Raw genomic sequence first — 17,913 nt, 5'->3', positions numbered from 1 at the left:
ACCTAGGGGTTTTTTCATTTAGATGTGTAGATAATTTTATTAGAGGATTTTATGGCTGTGAGTTATCAATTTTCACAAACAGACTACTACGACCAGCATTTTTCAAACTGCATGGCTAATACGCAGCGCTTTAGTGACATTGAGTTTGAACAGTGCCAGTTTATTGAATGTGATTTTAGTCATAGTCAATTTAGTAATTGTCGTTTTATTGAGTGCGAATTTATTAACTGTAATTTAAGCGATTTAAATTGGGGCTATAGTTCGTTAGAAGAAGTCTGCTTTGTTGATTGTAAGCTCAACAGTATTCAATGGGCGCAGGTAAATTGGCCACAATTGGCACTTACGTCATCGGTGAGTTTTAAAAATTGCCAACTTAGTCATAGCTCATTTTATGAGTTACAGTTAAAAGGCTTGATCATGATTGACTGTTTTGCCAAAGATGTTGATTTTAGACAGGCTAATTTAGCTACCAGTGATTTTAGTAACACTGACTTTAGAGATAGTCTATTTCTGCAAACAAACTTGAGTAAAGTAAACTTTGTCGGGGCGATGCATTTTAATATTGATATTAAAAATAATAATGTTAGCCGAGCTAAGTTTGAGCGCTTTGCAGCGTTAAACTTACTCAGCGGACTAGATATCGAGCTGGTGGATTAGCCGTTATGACACGGCTAATCTAATGCTTAATTAGCAGGCAGGACCATTTTTATTTCGTGCGCTGGCAAGTGCGCGGGCAATTTCAAGTAATGCAGGGGAAATATCACTGGCGCCATCTTTGATGAGTTTTGATACATCACCTGATGAATACAAACTATCGCGTGGTGATTTAATGCCTAATTCACGCACAAAATCTTTAGTCTTGCCAGTGCTGCCTGTTTCGATGAATTTAAAAATAATACGCTCGTTATTATTTTTTGGCTCTGTTTCTAGCGTTTCGATTTCATCTTGATACGCTTCAATTCTGCTTTGTAAAATATCGATACGTTCTTCGATGCTGTTGTATGATTTCATGGATAGGTTCTTTTCTAAATAGACGTTAGGACAATACGACTATTATCGCATAAATTTATAATAATTATTTTTTTCTTTAAAACTCTTCTGCTGTTTTAGGTACCTCGTTTTATTGCAACTAATATTCAAAAGCTTAAAGTACTTTATAATTTAAGTAAAATAAGTCGAGCAAATTAATGCCACTACCTTTTAAGTACCTTGTGAGCTTCTTCTTTCTCATAGTCAGTGCCGTCGCCAGTTCCGCAACAAACAGCGAAATGATTGTTGATAAAGCGCGTGACCGCGCGATCCCGATCAGTATTTCATTACCAGCATATAACGAGCATTGTAGCCAACAAACAAAATGCCCTGTGGTATTTATTAATGCCGGATATGGTATTGCGCATACTGACTATCAGTTTGCGGCTGATATATTTACAGCTAAGGGCTATTTAACCATTGCTGTAGCCCATGAATTAGACCGCGATCCTGCGCTCAACCGCACGCCACCTTATATGGCCACTCGTATGGAAAACTGGCATCGTGGTGTGGTCACTCTAAAATTTTTAGTGACCGAGTTGAGCTCTCGCTACCCAGAGTATGATTTTACGCAGTTAACGTTATTTGGCCATTCTAATGGCGGTGATATAGCCGCGCTTTACGCGGCGATTTATCCTAAGCAAGTGAGTCAAATTATTACGCTTGATCATCGGCGTATGTTGTTACCTCGTAATAATAACATTCGGGTTTTAACGCTTCGTGGCAGTGATTACCCTGCGGATAATCAGGTATTACTCAATGAAGATGAATTAGCACAGTATCCGGTTACGCAGATTTCGATAAAAAATTCACGCCATAATGATATGTATGACGGCGGGCCTAATTGGTTAGTAAAGTGGATGAGAAAAGAAATCAAAGCGTTTGTTGCAAACTAAAATAATTAAAACTTAGCGCGTAAACATAACAAGTTGCCACTCTTACGCGCTTGATAGTTATTTTACCAACTCACTTACAATCAGTGGGTTGTTATGCAGGGTTTTATGCACTGGGCATTTGTCGGCAATTTCTAATAGGCGCTGGCGCTGAGCGTCACTCAAATCACCCACTAAGGTGATTTTACGGGTGATGGCTTCGAGTTTGTCGGTTTGCTCGCAGTTATCGCAATCGGCGTGATAATCACGGCTGTGGTCCAGTTCTATCTTTACGTGTTCAAGTGGCAAGTTTTTACGACTTGCATACATACGTAAAGTCATCGCTGTGCATGCACCAAGTCCAGCAAGTAAATGGTGATAAGGGTCTGGGCCTAAATTATTACCGCCAACACTTAGTGGTTCATCGGCAAGCCAAGTATGATCCTTGGTACTTACATGCTGAGTAAAGACATGATCTTTCTCTTCAACTAATACATTGCCGCTGCTAAGTTTGGCACTGTACTTGTTTTTATCAAAATCCACATAACGTTTTGCCCATGATGCTATAACGTCTGCTGCGTAGTCAGCATCGTCTTTGTTAGTGAGTAAGTGGTCGGCGTTATCCAGACTAATAAAGCTTTTTGGATGTTTAGCAGCGGCGTAAATCTTTTCAGCTTCAGAGATATTTACTGTGGCATCAATAGGGGAGTGCATAACTAATAAAGCACGTTTTAATTTACTGATATGGCTGTGGTCGTAATTGGCAATGTCGTCCACAAACTGTTTTTTAATGGTAAATTCTCGCCCTGCTAAATTTACCTTGGCTTCGCCCTTGCTATTAATTTCATCAAGATGAGCGGCAAAGTTATGCGCTACATGTTGCGCATCTGATGGTGCGCCTATGGTGGTAATGGCTTGTACTTCAGCAATGTGTTCGGCAGCTGCTAGTACCGCTGCGCCCCCTAAACTATGACCGATTAATAATTGTGGCGCTTTAAAGTGTTCACGTAAGTGATCTGCCGCGGCAATTAAATCTTGGATATTTGATGAGAAATTACTGTTGGCAAAATCACCGTCGCTATTACCAAGGCCAGTAAAATCAAAGCGTAATACCGCAATACCTTGTTGAGTGAGTGCTCGGCTAATTCGACTTGCTGCGGCTATATCTTTACCACAGGTAAAACAATGGGCAAACAAGGCATAAAATTTAATATCACTGGCGGGTGTTTCAAGCTGACCGGCGAGTGTTAAATCACCACTTTTGAACGAAATTTTTTGGCGCATAGGTTACCTTTGCTTAATGAAAGAGGTTAGTGAAGAATAGACCATTAAAGTGCGTTTATAATTACAGTTGTTTTGGCGTTTTATCCACAATAGCAACATTTTGATTTGCATCAAGTAATAAACGCTTACCCAGCTAAAGAGGACATAAGTCCTTATGTTTTTTTGCCCGTTTTATTATGCTCGCGAAGCGCTACAATGGAGCAACTGCTATGATTAGCAAAGGCTTTTAACAACTTAATTCATTGGATACGAACATGCAATTACCTACCGTTGATTATAAAGCGAGCGATGCGGCCGCTCAATTTGTTGAGTCTCTTAGAAATACGGGCTTTGGTGTATTAAAAAACCACCCAATTCCACAGTCTCTTGTTGAATCAATTTATAAAAATTGGCAGGATTTTTTTAATTCTGAACAAAAACATGAATTCTTATTCTCTAAAGACACTCAAGATGGCTACTTTCCGCCTTCGGTATCAGAAGTTGCAAAAGGCTTTACAGTTAAAGATATTAAAGAATATTTTCATGTTTATCCAAAAGGCCGTGTACCAGCGCAGTTAGAAGCAGATATTCGCGAATATTATCGTTTAGCCAATGAATTTGCTGCGACATTGTTAAGCTGGGTGCAAGCTGAAGCACCAGCGGATGTGCGTGCTAAGTTTTCAATCGATTTAAAAGATATGATTGCTGATTCAGAGCAAACATTATTACGTATATTACATTACCCGCCGATGACAGGTGATGAAGAACCTGGCGCTATTCGTGCTGCTGCACATGGTGATATTAATTTATTAACGGTATTACCTGCTTCAAATGAGCCAGGCTTGCAAGTACAAAAAACAGATGGCGGTTGGTTAGATGTGCCATGCGATTTTGGCAGTTTAATTATTAACATTGGCGACATGTTGCAAGAAGCGTCAGGTGGTTATTTCCCGTCGACTATTCACCGTGTTATTAACCCTACTGGCAAAGCGTCATCTAAGTCACGTATTTCGTTACCGTTATTTTTGCACCCGCGTCCAGATGTGGTGTTATCAGCGCGTTATACTGCTGACAGTTACTTACAAGAGCGTCTGCGTGAGTTAGGTGTTAAATAGCATCACTCAAGTGATGATAGCTTTTCAACAGCGGCCACAGTGCCGCTTTTTTGTTTTTTAAGGTTGTGTTTTTTTAGTGAGTTATAGTGTGATGTGGCTAGTTAGATTTGGCTGACGCTATTTCAAACGTGAATATACCATGCATTATTGCGTACGATCGGTATAATGCGCCATTGGCCGATTGGGCCTTAAAATTATTGAGAGAAAATATGAGTTTTGATGGGTTAGGTTTATCACAGTCTTTAGTTAATGCGGTTTTAGAAAAGGGCTATGAAACGCCAACACCAATTCAGGCTCAAGCCATTCCAGCGATCATTGAAGGTCGTGATGTTATGGTTGCAGCGCAAACTGGTACAGGTAAAACAGCGGGTTTCACTTTACCGTTAATTGAGCGTTTATCAACAGGCCAAAAAGCCAAGGTTAACCAAGTTCGTGCTTTAATTTTAACCCCAACCCGTGAGCTGGCATTACAAGTAAGCGAGAACGTTGAAGAGTATGCTAAGCATTCTAATATCAGTTCTTTTGTTGTGTACGGTGGTGTTAAAATTAATCCGCAAATGATGCGTTTACGCAAAGGCGTAGATATTTTAGTTGCCACTCCGGGTCGTTTAATGGATTTGCATAACCAAAATGCCTTGAAGTTCGATAATCTCGAAGTGTTGGTGCTTGATGAAGCTGACCGTATGCTTGATATGGGCTTTATTCATGACATTAAACGTATCATCAGCAAGTTACCGGCTAAACGTCAAAACTTGATGTTCTCAGCGACGTTCTCAGACGATATTAGAGCGCTTGCGAAAGGGCTTATTAATGATCCGGTTGAAATTTCAGTCGCTGCAAAAAATACCACGGCAAAAAGTGTTACCCAATGCGTTTATGCGGTAGATAAAGCACGTAAAACCGCCTTGTTAAGTCATTTAATTCGTACTAATGATTGGCAACAAGTGTTGGTATTTAGCCGCACTAAACATGGTGCAAACCGTTTAGTAAAGCAGTTAGAGCGCGATGATATTGTTGGCGCTGCAATTCATGGTAATAAATCTCAAGGCGCGCGTGTTAAAGCGCTTGAAGGCTTTAAAAGTGGCGAAGTACGCGTACTTGTGGCAACGGATATTGTTGCCCGTGGTTTAGACATTGTTGAACTGCCACATGTAGTTAACTATGATTTGCCTAATGTGTATGAAGATTATGTGCATCGTATTGGTCGTACCGGCCGTGCGGGTGCATCTGGCGACGCAATTTCATTTGTAACACCGGAAGATGCTGATGACTTATACGGTATTGAACGTTTTATCGGTGAATTGATCCCACGTGCAAAAGAAGCTGGTTTTGAGCCAACAAAAGGAGTGCCTGAAAGAGAGCTTGATGCACGACCTATCAAACCTAAAAAGCCTAAAAAAGCGGGTCAGCCTTTTTCTAAACCTAAGTCTGATAGCAAAAAGCCAAATAATAACGGCGGTAATGGCACCGGCCCACGCCGTGGTGGCTCAGGTAAAAAACCTACTGCTAAAGCCGCTGGTGAGCAAACACAAAACCCATGGGCTAAGCGTCAATCTGTTGGTGGCAGTGGTCAACGTCGTCGCTCTGGTAATGATGGCGTGAGTAACACGTAATAATATTTTGATAAAAAACGCGCCTAAGCTGGCGCGTTTTTTTATGCTTTTTATTTCTATAATGCTTTAAGATAATTAACTGCTAAGCCAATAAATAAGGTGACGGTGACACTTAAAAGTGTACCGAGCATAACATATTCGGTGAGTTTTTTATCTTTACTGGCACGTAAGTCGCCAAAGCGAAATACCGATTTTGCTGCTAATAAAAAGCCAACGCCAGCCAACTGATCTAGCAAAATAAATGTAAGCATTAATACTCGCTCAAGCATGCCAATACTTTGCCCCGCTGCTGGTAAACTTCCTGTGGAGCTAAACCCGGTAGTGAGACGCTCTAACATCATACGAATGAACACAGCACTGGGACTCAATACCAGTAAATAGCCACATAGCACCCATAATGTAGTGGGGGTTATCAGCCATTGCCAAATACTGGTAATAAATTCACTGTTGTCGCTCAACCACACAGTCAGTAGTAGTATCACGACAAGATGAGCAAGTTGATCAATGATAAATGGCACAACTCCTTTGTTTGAATATGATTTTGCTAAATCAATTAAGTAGTGGGTCACGATAACAATAGCTGTGGCAATACCGATACGCGAGAGCTCTTGCCAGCCAAAACTAAACTCCCACCAGCTGACAATTGCTGCCGTAGTTAGACCGTGCACTAGCACATGCAAGTACAGTTTTTTAGCACGAAAGTGACGTGTATTACGGTTATTAACCCAACTCATTGGCTGCCAATAAAAATCAGCTAAAATATGACCGATAAATAATGCAACTAATAACAACATAAAACTCATTTTTTTACTCCTATCACGGCATTAGCAATGGCCTGCTCTGCATAGTCTAAAAAACGCTCGATCAACTGATAATGTGCAAGATTAAGTAACTTGGTCACATTCTCACGACTGGTTTTTAATTGTTTAGCAAGTTCACTATGTTGATTGTTTTCTGCGGTTAAATAGACATATAAGGCATTCGCTTGTTTGTGTGTCATTTTGCTCAGGAGCACGTCAATAAAAGCTAGATTAAGGGTTAAGCCATCATTTTTGAGTTCATCAATACTGCTAAGAGTAAAGCGTTGGTTATGGATTTCGTCAAGACCGCGCCCCGATAATGTAAATGCAGAGCCTGTTGCTGTTTTAATATCGGCTCTAGCATTATCTATTTCACCAATGGCAAGGCTTTGGCGAATTTCATAGCCGGTGGCTTTAAGATGTAAGTAAAGCAGCACTGCGACACGGCATACTTGGGGTGGTTGATTTATTTGCACCTGAAAAGCATCGCCTCGATAAATAATACTTTGTCCTAGATGGCGTTGAGTAATTGCTCGCAAACTTTGGTCGAGCTGGTAGAGCATCGCATCGTAGTCGTGCTTTGGAATATGTTGTGATTTGATCACATCACCGCTGATCACCGCAATCATAAATGTCCTTGATTTAAGTTACATAAAGAAAAGTAACCAATTTTGGTTACATGCTTCAATGTAACTAATTTAGGTTACTTGAAAGCTAAATGCAAGGGCTTGAAATTAATCAGGGTATGCTACAGTAGCGTGATTAATTTAAAAGGGATAACGCATGAGCCAAGAAATACATAGTACAACGGCGAAAAAGCCGAGAGTGGGGATTTTTGTCGATGTCCAAAATATTTATTACACCTGTCGAGAGAGCTACCGAAAAAACTTTGATTACAATGCCTTTTGGGCAAAAATCAGTGATGACTATGATATAGACTGCGCGATTGCATATGCAATTTATCGCGGGGACGAAAAGCAATCTCAATTTCAAAATATTCTTCGTGCGATTGGTTTTGAGGTAAAGCTAAAACCATTTATTCAGCGTAAAGATGGCAGCGCAAAAGGCGATTGGGACGTCGGCATCACCATCGACATGCTAGAACAAGGTAAAAACCTCGACAAAGTTATTTTACTCTCCGGCGACGGGGATTTTGCCTTATTACTGGGTCATTTACAGCATCATTATAATGTACCGTGTGACGTCTATGGCGCTGATAGACTGACGGCTGATGCATTAAAACAAAGTGCGGCACAGTTTTTTTGCATTGATGATTCCCTGTTACTTTGAAACTAATGTATTAAAAACATAACATCATGTTAAAAATATTTGACATGATGTGAGCCCATCTTATAGTCATTAATGTTAAGTATACTTAACATCAAATTTATTATTATAAGGGGGTGATATGAGTTATACACAAAAATCGCGGTTACTTGAGATGTGCATAACGATGGTTGTGTTGTTTAATTACTTGCAGTCAGTATTATCAATGACGCCAGAAGCTCAGATGGATCCGTTATTAGCAAGTGGCTTGTTGATATCACTTACGATACAAACCGTTGTAATGCTTATTGTGATGCACATTATCTTAGCGATATTTAATACTAAATATGCGAATCAAGCGAAAGATGAACGCGAACAGGCTATTGCCTTAAAAGCAAAAAGTGTTGCACTACTTATTTTACAATTAGGCGTTGTGAACGCGGTGTTTGCAATGCTGATTGACCCACATTTTGGGTTTGCAATTAGTCCGGTTCACCAGTTAGTAATCGCAGCGTTGGTGAGCGAGATAATCGGCGCTGGGGCCGAAGCTTGGCTATTATATAGAGGTTAGAATGGCAAAGTTAGCGATTACTAACACGATCCGTGCATTACGGTTTCAGCATAATGAAATGACGCAGCAGCAATTAGCTGAAGTCGTTGGGGTGACGCGTCAAACAATTGCCGCAATTGAAGCGGCAAGATATTCACCGTCGCTGGAGGTCGCTTTTAAGATCGCGATTGTTTTTAATCTACCACTAGAAAAAATATTCCAATATCGACAGTGAATCTTTACTAAATTATTATTTTTGGTAAACTGGATGCATATTCTGCATTTTTATTTATGTTTTTTGGCTATTTAAGTTATGAAAATAGTGTTATAAATCACCATTTTTGTTGTTTTTTTAGGTAATAATGTCATTTTTAAACCTTATTATTACGTTAAAAGATAGTCGACACTAATTTAATTGATATTAATTATTTATTTAATTCAGTTAATTAGAGATAAATGTGGGATATGTGAGATTTTTTATAAAAAACTTAATGACAACGCTGTCATTTGTTGTGTAACATTAATTCAACATGGGTTGAGGGTGAATCGCATTAAGATAATAAAAAAACATGCGATTAATACAAATATAAAACGAAGGTTAGAGGTCGTTAAATGATGGCTAAGAGTGCGAATGAGGACCAATTGTATATTGGTATCGACGGTGGCGGAACTAAGTGCCGTGCAACTATATACTCTGTGCAAAACGGGGTATTAGGAACAGGTTTAGGTGGCCCTGCGAATCCATTACATGGGTTGGAGCGCACATTAGAGTCAATAATGGTATCTACACAATTGGCGATGCGCGATGCAGGTTTGCCATTAGAGTCTATTCATCAAGTGTATGCCGGTTTAGGATTGGCGGGTGTTAATTTACCGAACTTATATGAAAAAATAACAGAGTGGGAGCACCCATTTAAACAAATGTTTTTAACTACTGACTTACATACGGCGTGTATCGGGGCTCATGAAGGCGGTGATGGTGCTGTGATAATCACGGGTACTGGTTCATGTGGTTTTTCATATGTAAAAGGGCAGTCGGTGAATTACGGCGGTCATGGTTTTGCACTTGGCGATAAAGGCAGTGGCGCATGGATGGGCTTAGAGGCAATTAAAGCGGTGTTAATGGAGCTAGATGGTTTAGGTCCTCACACGATAATGACGCCAGTGGTTAAAGAGCATTTTAATGTCACCACAGCAATGGGCATTGCAGAGCAAATGGCCGGACAACCGTCAAGTAGCTATGCAAAACTTGCTCGCTATGTATTTGATGCAGCACACCAAGGCGATCAAATCGCTTTAGCCATTGTAAAAGACGGAGCGCAATACGTGAGTCAGTTAGCGCATCGTTTATTAGAGAACAATCCTCCGCGTTTATCTATGATCGGTGGTCTTGCAGAGCCTTTAAATCAATGGCTTGACCCAGCAATTGCAAAACTCGTTGAAGTACCAAAGCAACCGCCTGAAATGGGCGCAATTTATTTTGCACAGCAATCAGTATTAGAGCAAAACCAAAAGGTAGCACTGTAATGAAAACCTTCTATCGCGCGACACGTTTATTCACGGCTGAAAAATTTCTAGATAATGCATTATTCAGCGTTGAAAATGGCGTTTTTCATCTTGAAACTTCCACCACAGGCAGTGTTATTGAGCTAGATGGTTTAGTTGCGCCAGGCTTTATCGATGTACAAGTTAATGGCGGTGGCGGGGCATTTTTTAATGCTGAGCAAAGCACACAATGCTTAGATCGTATCGCAAAAGCGCATGGTCAATTTGGTACAACGGCACTGATGCCAACACTTATCACCGATAAAGTTGAAACCATGCAAGCAGCTGCTGATGCAACAGCAAAAGCAATATGCGAAGGGGTCGCGGGTGTATTAGGTATTCACTTTGAAGGTCCGCATTTGTCTTTTCCAAAAAAAGGCACACACAGTGAGCAGTTTATTCGCCCAATTAGCGAACAAGAATTTGCCATTTATGCGCGTCAAGATTTAGGTATCAAAATGGTTACCTTAGCGCCAGAAAATGTCAGCATTGCTGATATTGAGCGCTTAGTGGCGTGTGGTGTAAAAGTATCACTAGGTCACACTAATGCTGACTATACAACGACAATGGCGGCACTCAATGCTGGCGCCGATGGGTTTACACATTTATATAACGCGATGTCGCCGTTTACATCGCGTGAACCAGGCGTGGTTGGCGCTGCGCTTTGGCATGATAACAGCTGGTGTGGCTTAATTGTTGATGGGCATCATGTACATCCATTGTCTGCACAATTAGCTATTCGCACCAAACAGCGCGGCAAAATTATGTTAGTCACTGACGCAATGCCACCAGTGGGTACCGATGATATGGAATTTGATTTTTTTGACGGGCGCAAAGTAATTCGTACTGGGGATAGATTAAACTCAAGTACGGGCGAATTAGCAGGCAGTGTATTAGACATGGCCAGTGCAGTGCGTAATACCATTAATACATTGGATGTAAGCCTCAGTGAAAGTTTACGCATGGCTGCACTGTATCCAGCAGAATATTTAAACCTCAAGAAAAAGGGACGTTTACTTGATGGCTTTGATGCAGACTTTGTGGTGCTCGATGAACATCAGTTTGTAAAAGCCACTTATATTGCAGGTAATGCAGTGTAACGTTTCCTGTAAAAACCCCGCAGTTGTATCGCGGGGCTTTTTATTTAAGAGTAAAAATAATGACAACAGCACATACAGACACAAAGCCGAGTAAAAGCGCTTAGCATCTCTTGATGCTTTACGTGGCATGGATATGTTTTGGATTTTAGGTGGGCAATCTATTTTTGCCGCTTTATTTGTTTTAACCGGTTGGACTGGTTGGCAGGTATTTGAAGCGCATACGCTACACAGTGCATGGCATGGATTTACATTTTACGATTTGATTTTTCCGTTATTTATCTTTTTATCAGGTGTGGCGATGGGCTTAGCACCAAAACGCATCGATCACCTGCCATGGCAAGAGCGAAAAGTTTTTTATGCTAAAGCATTAAAGCGGTTATTGCTATTGTGCGGGTTAGGGGTGATGTATAACCATGGTTGGGGCACAGGTATTCCGCTTGCCTTCGATGAAATACGCTATGCGAGTGTACTTGGTCGAATAGCGATTGCATGGTTTTTCTGTGCAATGCTAGTGTGGCATACCAGTATTCGCACACAGCTCTTTACAGCAATCGCTCTCCTGCTAGGGTATTGGATCTTGATGTGTTTTATTCCTGTACCAGGTGGTAACGCTGGTGATTTAAGTGCATAGGGGAGTTGGAATGCATGGTTTGATTCGCATTTTTTACCCGGTATTAGTTATCAAAATAGAGCCGTCGACCCCGAGGGCGTGTTATCGAGTCTACCAGCTATTGTGAATGCCATGTTTGGGGTATTTGCAGGACAACTAATCGCCAGAGCAAGTAAGGTTGGCGAGTGGCAAACAGCAGGCATATTATTTGTTGCAGGTGTTGTGAGTGTTTGCTTAGGTTGGCTTTGGGATTTACAGTTTCCAGTTAATAAAGAATTATGGACCAGTTCATTTGTTTTAGTCACAGTCGGGTGGAGCGCAATATTACTGGCTGTGTTTTATGCAGTGGTTGATATTCTCAATGGCCAAAAATTAGCTTATCCGTTTGTGATTATTGGTGCTAACTCAATCATTATTTATTTGGCATCAAGCTTAGTGAATTGGGAGTTTATAAGCCATAGCGTGTTTGGTGGCTTTATTGCAGCAGCAGCTACCGATTGGCAGCCACTGATTGGCGTGGTTGCGCTTTTGCTGGTCCAAATGCTTTTATTACATTGGATGTATAAGCGCAAAATATTTGTCAGTGTTTAGCTGGCTAATGTACAGCACAGTAAAAAAGGTAAATTTTTATTCACTTTTACTTTACAAACTAAAATTGAATGGTAATAATGACAGCGTTGTCATAATGGTATTGACCAAATAGTGTATCCCTGTTTGGTTTGATCTAAGGCCCAATCCGATTGCACATGGGGTTGGGACTTAGATCCCATTTTTTCATCAACTAATTTAATAACTGAGCAAATTAATATGCAAATAGTAATTTTAAATGATGCAGCAGCCGTAGCAGCATATGGCGCAAATATTTTCGCAACACAATTACAAAAAAAACCAACGTCAGTGCTCGGTTTAGCAACGGGCTCTACGCCAGTTGCGTTATATCAAGAATTAATCGCTAAAAATAAAGCGGGTGAGATTTCATTTTCACAAGCAACAACGTTTAATTTAGATGAATACTTAGGTTTAACGGGCGATCATCCACAAAGTTACCGCCACTTTATGAATGAGCAATTGTTTAGCCATATTGATATAAACAAAGATAATACCTTTGTACCGCCAGGGGATGCCCTAAACCCAATTACAGCATGCAAAGAATACGAAGACAAAATAGTTGCAGCAGGCGGTGTTGATGTACAGTTATTAGGCATCGGACGTAATGGTCACATCGGCTTTAATGAGCCTTCATCAGGTCTGCGTTCACGTACTCGCGTAAAAACACTCACAAAAGCAACGGTAGATGATAATGCCCGTTTTTTTGCTGCTGATGAATATCAGCCACAGTTATCAATTACGATGGGAATTGGTACGATTTTAGAGGCGAAAAAAGTCGTATTACTTGCAACGGGTGAAAATAAAGCGGATGCGGTACGCGCTATGATTGAAGGGCCACTGATGGCTGCATGTCCAGCGTCGGCACTACAGCTTCATCAAGATGCAGTGATTGTAATTGATCAAGCGGCGGCAAGTAAATTAGCCGATTTAGAATTTTATCAGCATATTGAAGCTGAAAATCAAAAATTACAGGCTCATTTAGCTACATTGTAATTACGACAGAATTTATTGTGTGTTTAAAAAAGTCCGTAAGGGCTTTTTTTTGCCTATTTGTCAGTGAGTAATAATTGGGTTTAAGTAAGTGTTATGGTAGTTTTAGCCATCTAAATAGTAAAAAGGATAAGCATGCTTAATTACAGCCAGATGCCTTTAAACCGTGCATCAAACCTACGTAAAGAGCAACAATGGGTGGCAGCACAAATAAATGAGCAAAGCCGTTGGTTATTGGTGAATAACAATCACACTTTATTTGATATAAATAATATTGCTGTGACTTTTTTAAGCTTTAGTGATGTGGGTCACTTAGCATTAAACGAAGCGATTTTTTTAGGTTTAGATGAGCAGCAAACCAGTCATTTCGCACTTGATGTAAGCAAGCTAGACGAAGCCGTCTTAAGTCAGCTGATAGGTGACGCTGAGTTTGTTGATATTCGCCGCTTTGGGGTGCAAGTGGAAATCGCGCAAGGCTCAATGGCTGCACTGGCACGAGGTTTGTGTTACTGGCATGCAACTCATCGTTTTTGTGGACGTTGTGGCAGCGAAAACGAGCTTGTTGAAGCTGGTCATTCACGTTTATGTAGTAATGATGGGTGTAAACACCAAACGTTTCCGCGAACTGATCCGGCCGTGATCATGGTGGTTACTCGTACATTTGCTGATGGTGTTGAACGCTGTTTACTTGGTCGCCAAGCAATATGGGCACCAGGTATGTATTCGTCTTTAGCTGGTTTTGTTGATCCGGGCGAAAGCTTAGAGCAAGCGGTGGCGCGTGAAGTGATGGAAGAAGCGGGCATTGTGGTTGAAAATGTTAAGTATATTGCCTCGCAGCCGTGGCCATTTCCATCATCGATTATGCTGGGCTTTACCGCTGAAGCTGTTACAGAAAATATCCAGGTTGATAAGGACGAACTAGACGATGCGCAGTGGTTTAGCCGTGAAGAGCTCGCTCAATTTGGCAATTGGCACGAAAAGGGGGAGCATTTAAAGCTACCAAGAGCTGATTCTATTTCGCGCTATTTAATCGACTATTGGTGTAATTTGCAAGATTAAGCATAGTGCAGAGTATGTTCTAACGAAATATTTTAAGGATTAATGATGACGAAAAAAAGCAATAAAAAATACGCTGTTAGTAAGTACCGGACGTAAAAAAGCATATACTCATGGGGTGGTTAACCCCGTAGTGCAACGTGCATCGACAGTTGTTTTTGATTCAGTGGCAGAGCTTAAAGAAGCGGCAAAAAAACGTGGCGATAAAACACTTTTTTATGGTCGTCGTGGTACTACTACACATTTTGCATTACAAGAAGCGATCACTGAGCTTGAAGGTGGTGAGGGATGTGCGCTTTATCCATGTGGTGCAGCGGCCATTAGCAGCACACTATTGGCTTTTTTGAAAGCGGGCGATCATATCTTAATGGTAGATAATGCCTATGAACCAACGCGTGATTTTTGCGATAAAATTTTAGCTGGCTTTGGCGTTGAGACGACTTATTATCCACCAACAATTGGGGCAGATATTAAAGCGCTGATCAAAGACAACACCAAAGTGCTGTTTTTAGAGTCGCCAGGTTCTATCACCATGGAAATTCAAGATGTACCAGCCATGGTTGCAGTTGCCAATGAGCATGGGGTAATGACCATGCTTGATAACACCTATGGTAATGGCTTGCATTATCGCCCACTTGAACACGGGGTGGATATTAGTATTCAAGCGGCAACTAAATACATTGTGGGTCATTCGGACGTGATGATGGGGGTGGCAGTGGCCAATAAAAAATACTGGCCGACACTTCGAGAAAATTCATATTTACTTGGTCAATGTACGTCGGCTGATGACGCTTATTTAGCGTTAAGAGGCCTGCGCACTATGGCGGTACGTTTAAATCAGCATGAAAAAGCCGCGATCGAAGTCGCTACTTGGTTAGAGCAACATCCGTTGGTTGACCATATTCGTCACCCGGCATTTGCAACGTGTCCGGGTCATGAGTTTTTTAAGCGTGATTTTGATGGTAGTAATGGCTTGTTTTCTTTTGTTATGAAACAAGGTAACCAAAGCGCGATTGATGCTTTTTTAGATAGTTTAGAGCATTTTAAAATGGGCTTCTCGTGGGGCGGCTTCGAAGTTTAGTGACTGCCAACTTAACTATGAAAGGTTTACGCTCAGCAACTGGTTGGACGCAAGGACCAGTGATCCGCTTACATATAGGCCTTGAAGATGTGGACGATTTGATTGCTGATTTAAGCCAAGCACTCGACATATACCAACAGAATTTGTAGCCTGCGGATCAATAAGACTACATTATTTGTTACAAAGCTCGTATTAATACGGGTTTTTTTGCTAGTAATTCAACACGTTTGCCCTTAGTGTAAGCTGTATATAGATTAATAAGGAATATCTGTGACGCAACTCCACCCTCAGCGATTATTAAAGATTGCCCAGTTTGAACTAGTGAGATTATTTTTGACCAAGCGCGGCTTACTTGCTGTTGCCGCATTTTCGATTTGTTGGTTATTGATTTTACGTTATCCGATAGGTCAAGCTGTCAGCTTAATTAGTTCGCCCCAAATAGCCGATTTAGCACAACAAGTGTTTGGCGCTATTGGGCTGAGTAAATTACTCGATTGGCCTGAAGCTGAATTAGCTATGTATTGGTTAATTGCATTGTATAGCTTTCCCAGCTTTTGCTTGTTTTTATGTAGCGACCAACTTGTTGGTGATAAACAACGAGGAACACTACGCTTTTTATCTCTTAGAGCTACCCGTAATGAAATGTTATTTGGCCGCTTTTTAGGACAGGTATTTATTTTAGCAGCATTACTACTTGTTACCTTGGTAGCTTCAGTTGCGGTTATGGTATTTAGAGATCCAGCATTATTAGTCAGCGGCATAAGTCGCAGCTTTATTTTGTTCTGTTATTTATTAATTGCTGTTTTGCCCTTTATAGCACTAATGACGTTGTTAAATACTTTTGCACGCTCAGCGCGTTTAACTGTAGTGCTTGCCGTATTATTTTTTGCTGGCGGAAATATTGTGGTCAGTATTTTAAGCTGGCAAATACCCGTTTTGGCAATGCTTGATTATGTTTTCCCTGGCGTACAACTTGATCAAATGGCAGGACAAAACGCAGGAATATTTAATAGCATTGGCATTCCGTTAATACAAACTACCGTGATGCTAGCGATTGCTCAGCGTATTTTTGCAAGGAGTTCTCTATGAGCACACTAATACACGCAACAGGTTTAACTAAGCAGTATGGTAATAAATTGGCCCTTGATCAGGTAAGTTTTGAGATCCAGCAAGGCGCGCCAGTAGCACTGGTTGGGCCAAATGGTGCAGGCAAAACCACCTTGTTTAGTTTGTTATGCGGTTATATTTTACCAACAAAAGGCACGCTCAATATTATTGGACATAATCCAGGCAGTAGTGAATTGTTTGGTAAACTCAGTGCGTTACCGCAAGATGCTCAACTTGATCCGCGCTTTAGTATCGCTCACCAACTGGCGTTTTATGGCCAGCTACAAGGGCTGTCAAATAAGCAAAGCCAAGCAGAAGCGATCCGCGTACTTGAGTTAGTCGGACTAGCTGACGTTGCTAAACAGCGTTCTGATGATTTATCACATGGAATGCGTAAACGTGTCACCATAGGTCAAGCGCTGATCGGGAAACCACAAATAGTCATGCTGGATGAAGCAACCGCTGGGCTTGATCCTATTCATGCTCGCGAAGTACGCGAAGTGGTTGCGAATCTTAGCAGTGAGGCTACCTTTATTTTAAGTTCGCATGATTTAACTGAACTAGAACGCTTATGTTCACATGTACTGCACCTTGATAAAGGTAAGCTCACAGAGCATCCAACGCACAGTGATAATAGCGAACTAGAGTCTGGATTTATTACATTGTTATTGAGCGAGCATTACCCGGATGTTGAAGAGAAAATACAAGCTTTAGCAGAAGTGTCTAAAGTGTATATGAGCCAAGCTAAAGAATATGTTATCGAGTACCAAAAAACGGCGACACCATTTGATATCACCATACTGCAACATTGTTATCAGCAAGGTTGGCGGTATCGCCAATTGGTAAACGGCCATACATTAGAAAATCAAATATTTAAACAGGAGCAAATATAATGGGTTTATTAAGTGGTTTAATGGGTAATGCCAGTGAAATTGATGACAATGATTTAGAAAAAGTATTGGCAAATACACTGATTGAAGGTGAACAAGTTGAAAAGGCCTATAAAGTGGTACGTGACATGTTTATTTTTACTAACAAACGTTTAATTTTGTTGGATAAGCAGGGGTCACTGGCTCAAAAATAGAGATGATCAGTATTGCTTATTCAAAAATTACTAAGTTTAGTAAAGAAAGTGCAGGTCATTTTGATTTAGATGCTGAATTAAAAATTTGGGTTGGCTCTGATCCAACACCGATCAGCAAAGACTTTAAATCGGGTGATAATATCAATGATGTGTACCGGATAATCAGCCAGTACGCGCTTTGATCATAATTGAGCTTTTAAAACGGTAGCGATTAACATTCCTA

The 17,913-nt window shown here is 40.8% G+C and carries 17 protein-coding genes and 3 pseudogenes; 16 read left to right on the top strand and 4 right to left on the bottom strand.

Annotation, left to right across the window (positions count from 1 at the left end; genetic code table 11):
- The first annotated feature begins 111 nt into the window (after nt 1-111).
- Nucleotides 112-657, top strand: coding sequence for a pentapeptide repeat-containing protein (locus P4S61_RS01375; protein ID WP_257326367.1), 546 nt, complete (start codon nt 112-114; stop codon nt 655-657).
- A gap of 30 nt (nt 658-687) precedes the next feature.
- On the opposite strand, the gene P4S61_RS01370 is transcribed toward P4S61_RS01375, so the two are convergent.
- On the bottom strand, nt 688-1,011 hold the full coding sequence (locus P4S61_RS01370; protein WP_182732238.1) for a hypothetical protein: 324 nt from the start codon (nt 1,009-1,011) through the stop codon (nt 688-690).
- 176 nt (nt 1,012-1,187) lie between these two features.
- On the opposite strand from P4S61_RS01370, the gene P4S61_RS01365 reads away from it, so the two are divergent.
- Nucleotides 1,188-1,925 (top strand): alpha/beta hydrolase, encoded by a 738-nt coding sequence (locus tag P4S61_RS01365; protein ID WP_337117650.1) that lies wholly within the window; start codon nt 1,188-1,190, stop codon nt 1,923-1,925.
- Nucleotides 1,926-1,982: 57 nt separating this feature from the next.
- On the opposite strand, the gene P4S61_RS01360 is transcribed toward P4S61_RS01365, so the two are convergent.
- Nucleotides 1,983-3,185, bottom strand: coding sequence for a bifunctional alpha/beta hydrolase/OsmC family protein (locus tag P4S61_RS01360; protein ID WP_337117649.1), 1,203 nt, complete (start codon nt 3,183-3,185; stop codon nt 1,983-1,985).
- A 254-nt stretch (nt 3,186-3,439) separates the two neighbouring features.
- Here P4S61_RS01360 and P4S61_RS01355 point away from each other — a divergent pair, with 254 nt between their 5' ends.
- Nucleotides 3,440-4,279, top strand: coding sequence for an isopenicillin N synthase family dioxygenase (locus P4S61_RS01355; protein WP_145242335.1), 840 nt, complete (start codon nt 3,440-3,442; stop codon nt 4,277-4,279).
- A gap of 209 nt (nt 4,280-4,488) precedes the next feature.
- Nucleotides 4,489-5,892, top strand: coding sequence for a DEAD/DEAH box helicase (locus tag P4S61_RS01350; protein ID WP_337117648.1), 1,404 nt, complete (start codon nt 4,489-4,491; stop codon nt 5,890-5,892).
- A 56-nt stretch (nt 5,893-5,948) separates the two neighbouring features.
- Here P4S61_RS01350 and P4S61_RS01345 read toward each other — a convergent pair whose 3' ends face one another.
- On the bottom strand, nt 5,949-6,695 hold the full coding sequence (locus tag P4S61_RS01345; RefSeq protein WP_149982955.1) for a DUF3307 domain-containing protein: 747 nt from the start codon (nt 6,693-6,695) through the stop codon (nt 5,949-5,951).
- On the bottom strand, nt 6,692-7,321 hold the full coding sequence (locus tag P4S61_RS01340; RefSeq protein WP_145242329.1) for a hypothetical protein: 630 nt from the start codon (nt 7,319-7,321) through the stop codon (nt 6,692-6,694). The genes P4S61_RS01345 and P4S61_RS01340 overlap by 4 nt, the downstream gene beginning before the upstream one ends.
- 154 nt (nt 7,322-7,475) lie before the next feature.
- On the opposite strand from P4S61_RS01340, the gene P4S61_RS01335 reads away from it, so the two are divergent.
- From P4S61_RS01335 to P4S61_RS01280, 12 genes and pseudogenes are all read left to right on the top strand, one after another.
- Entirely contained in the window at nt 7,476-7,982 is a 507-nt protein-coding gene (locus P4S61_RS01335) for a LabA-like NYN domain-containing protein (protein ID WP_179959226.1), read from the top strand.
- Between the two features lie 118 nt (nt 7,983-8,100).
- Nucleotides 8,101-8,529, top strand: coding sequence for a hypothetical protein (locus P4S61_RS01330; protein ID WP_182732233.1), 429 nt, complete (start codon nt 8,101-8,103; stop codon nt 8,527-8,529).
- Between the two features lies 1 nt (nt 8,530).
- The gene (locus tag P4S61_RS01325; protein ID WP_149982957.1) at nt 8,531-8,743 is read left to right on the top strand and encodes a helix-turn-helix transcriptional regulator; all 213 of its coding nucleotides are present in this window, start codon (nt 8,531-8,533) and stop codon (nt 8,741-8,743) included.
- 377 nt (nt 8,744-9,120) lie between these two features.
- Nucleotides 9,121-10,035: an N-acetylglucosamine kinase gene (gene nagK, locus P4S61_RS01320; RefSeq protein ID WP_337117647.1), complete on the top strand. Its 915-nt coding sequence runs from the start codon at nt 9,121-9,123 to the stop codon at nt 10,033-10,035.
- Nucleotides 10,035-11,153: an N-acetylglucosamine-6-phosphate deacetylase gene (gene nagA / locus P4S61_RS01315; RefSeq protein ID WP_145242321.1), complete on the top strand. Its 1,119-nt coding sequence runs from the start codon at nt 10,035-10,037 to the stop codon at nt 11,151-11,153. Before nagK ends, nagA begins: the two co-directional genes overlap by 1 nt.
- 127 nt (nt 11,154-11,280) lie before the next feature.
- Nucleotides 11,281-12,354 (top strand): annotated as a pseudogene (nagX, locus tag P4S61_RS01310) (transmembrane glucosamine N-acetyltransferase NagX).
- Between the two features lie 216 nt (nt 12,355-12,570).
- Nucleotides 12,571-13,365: a glucosamine-6-phosphate deaminase gene (gene nagB / locus P4S61_RS01305; RefSeq protein WP_182740045.1), complete on the top strand. Its 795-nt coding sequence runs from the start codon at nt 12,571-12,573 to the stop codon at nt 13,363-13,365.
- A gap of 132 nt (nt 13,366-13,497) precedes the next feature.
- Nucleotides 13,498-14,421, top strand: a complete 924-nt coding sequence (nudC, locus tag P4S61_RS01300) for an NAD(+) diphosphatase (RefSeq protein ID WP_337117645.1) — start codon at nt 13,498-13,500, stop codon at nt 14,419-14,421.
- A gap of 61 nt (nt 14,422-14,482) precedes the next feature.
- Nucleotides 14,483-15,648: pseudogene (locus tag P4S61_RS01295) on the top strand (cystathionine beta-lyase).
- A 121-nt stretch (nt 15,649-15,769) separates the two neighbouring features.
- Nucleotides 15,770-16,588 (top strand): ABC transporter permease subunit, encoded by an 819-nt coding sequence (locus tag P4S61_RS01290; RefSeq protein ID WP_145242314.1) that lies wholly within the window; start codon nt 15,770-15,772, stop codon nt 16,586-16,588.
- Nucleotides 16,585-17,499: an ABC transporter ATP-binding protein gene (locus P4S61_RS01285; RefSeq protein ID WP_145242312.1), complete on the top strand. Its 915-nt coding sequence runs from the start codon at nt 16,585-16,587 to the stop codon at nt 17,497-17,499. Before P4S61_RS01290 ends, P4S61_RS01285 begins: the two co-directional genes overlap by 4 nt.
- A pseudogene (locus tag P4S61_RS01280) lies at nt 17,499-17,872 on the top strand (PH domain-containing protein). Before P4S61_RS01285 ends, P4S61_RS01280 begins: the two are co-directional and overlap by 1 nt.
- Nucleotides 17,873-17,913: the final 41 nt, after the last annotated feature.

Origin of the sequence: Pseudoalteromonas sp. B160 (assembly GCF_037162485.1) — a bacterium.
GTDB lineage: Bacteria > Pseudomonadota > Gammaproteobacteria > Enterobacterales > Alteromonadaceae > Pseudoalteromonas > Pseudoalteromonas rhizosphaerae.
This window is presented reverse-complemented; position numbering and strand designations above follow the sequence as displayed.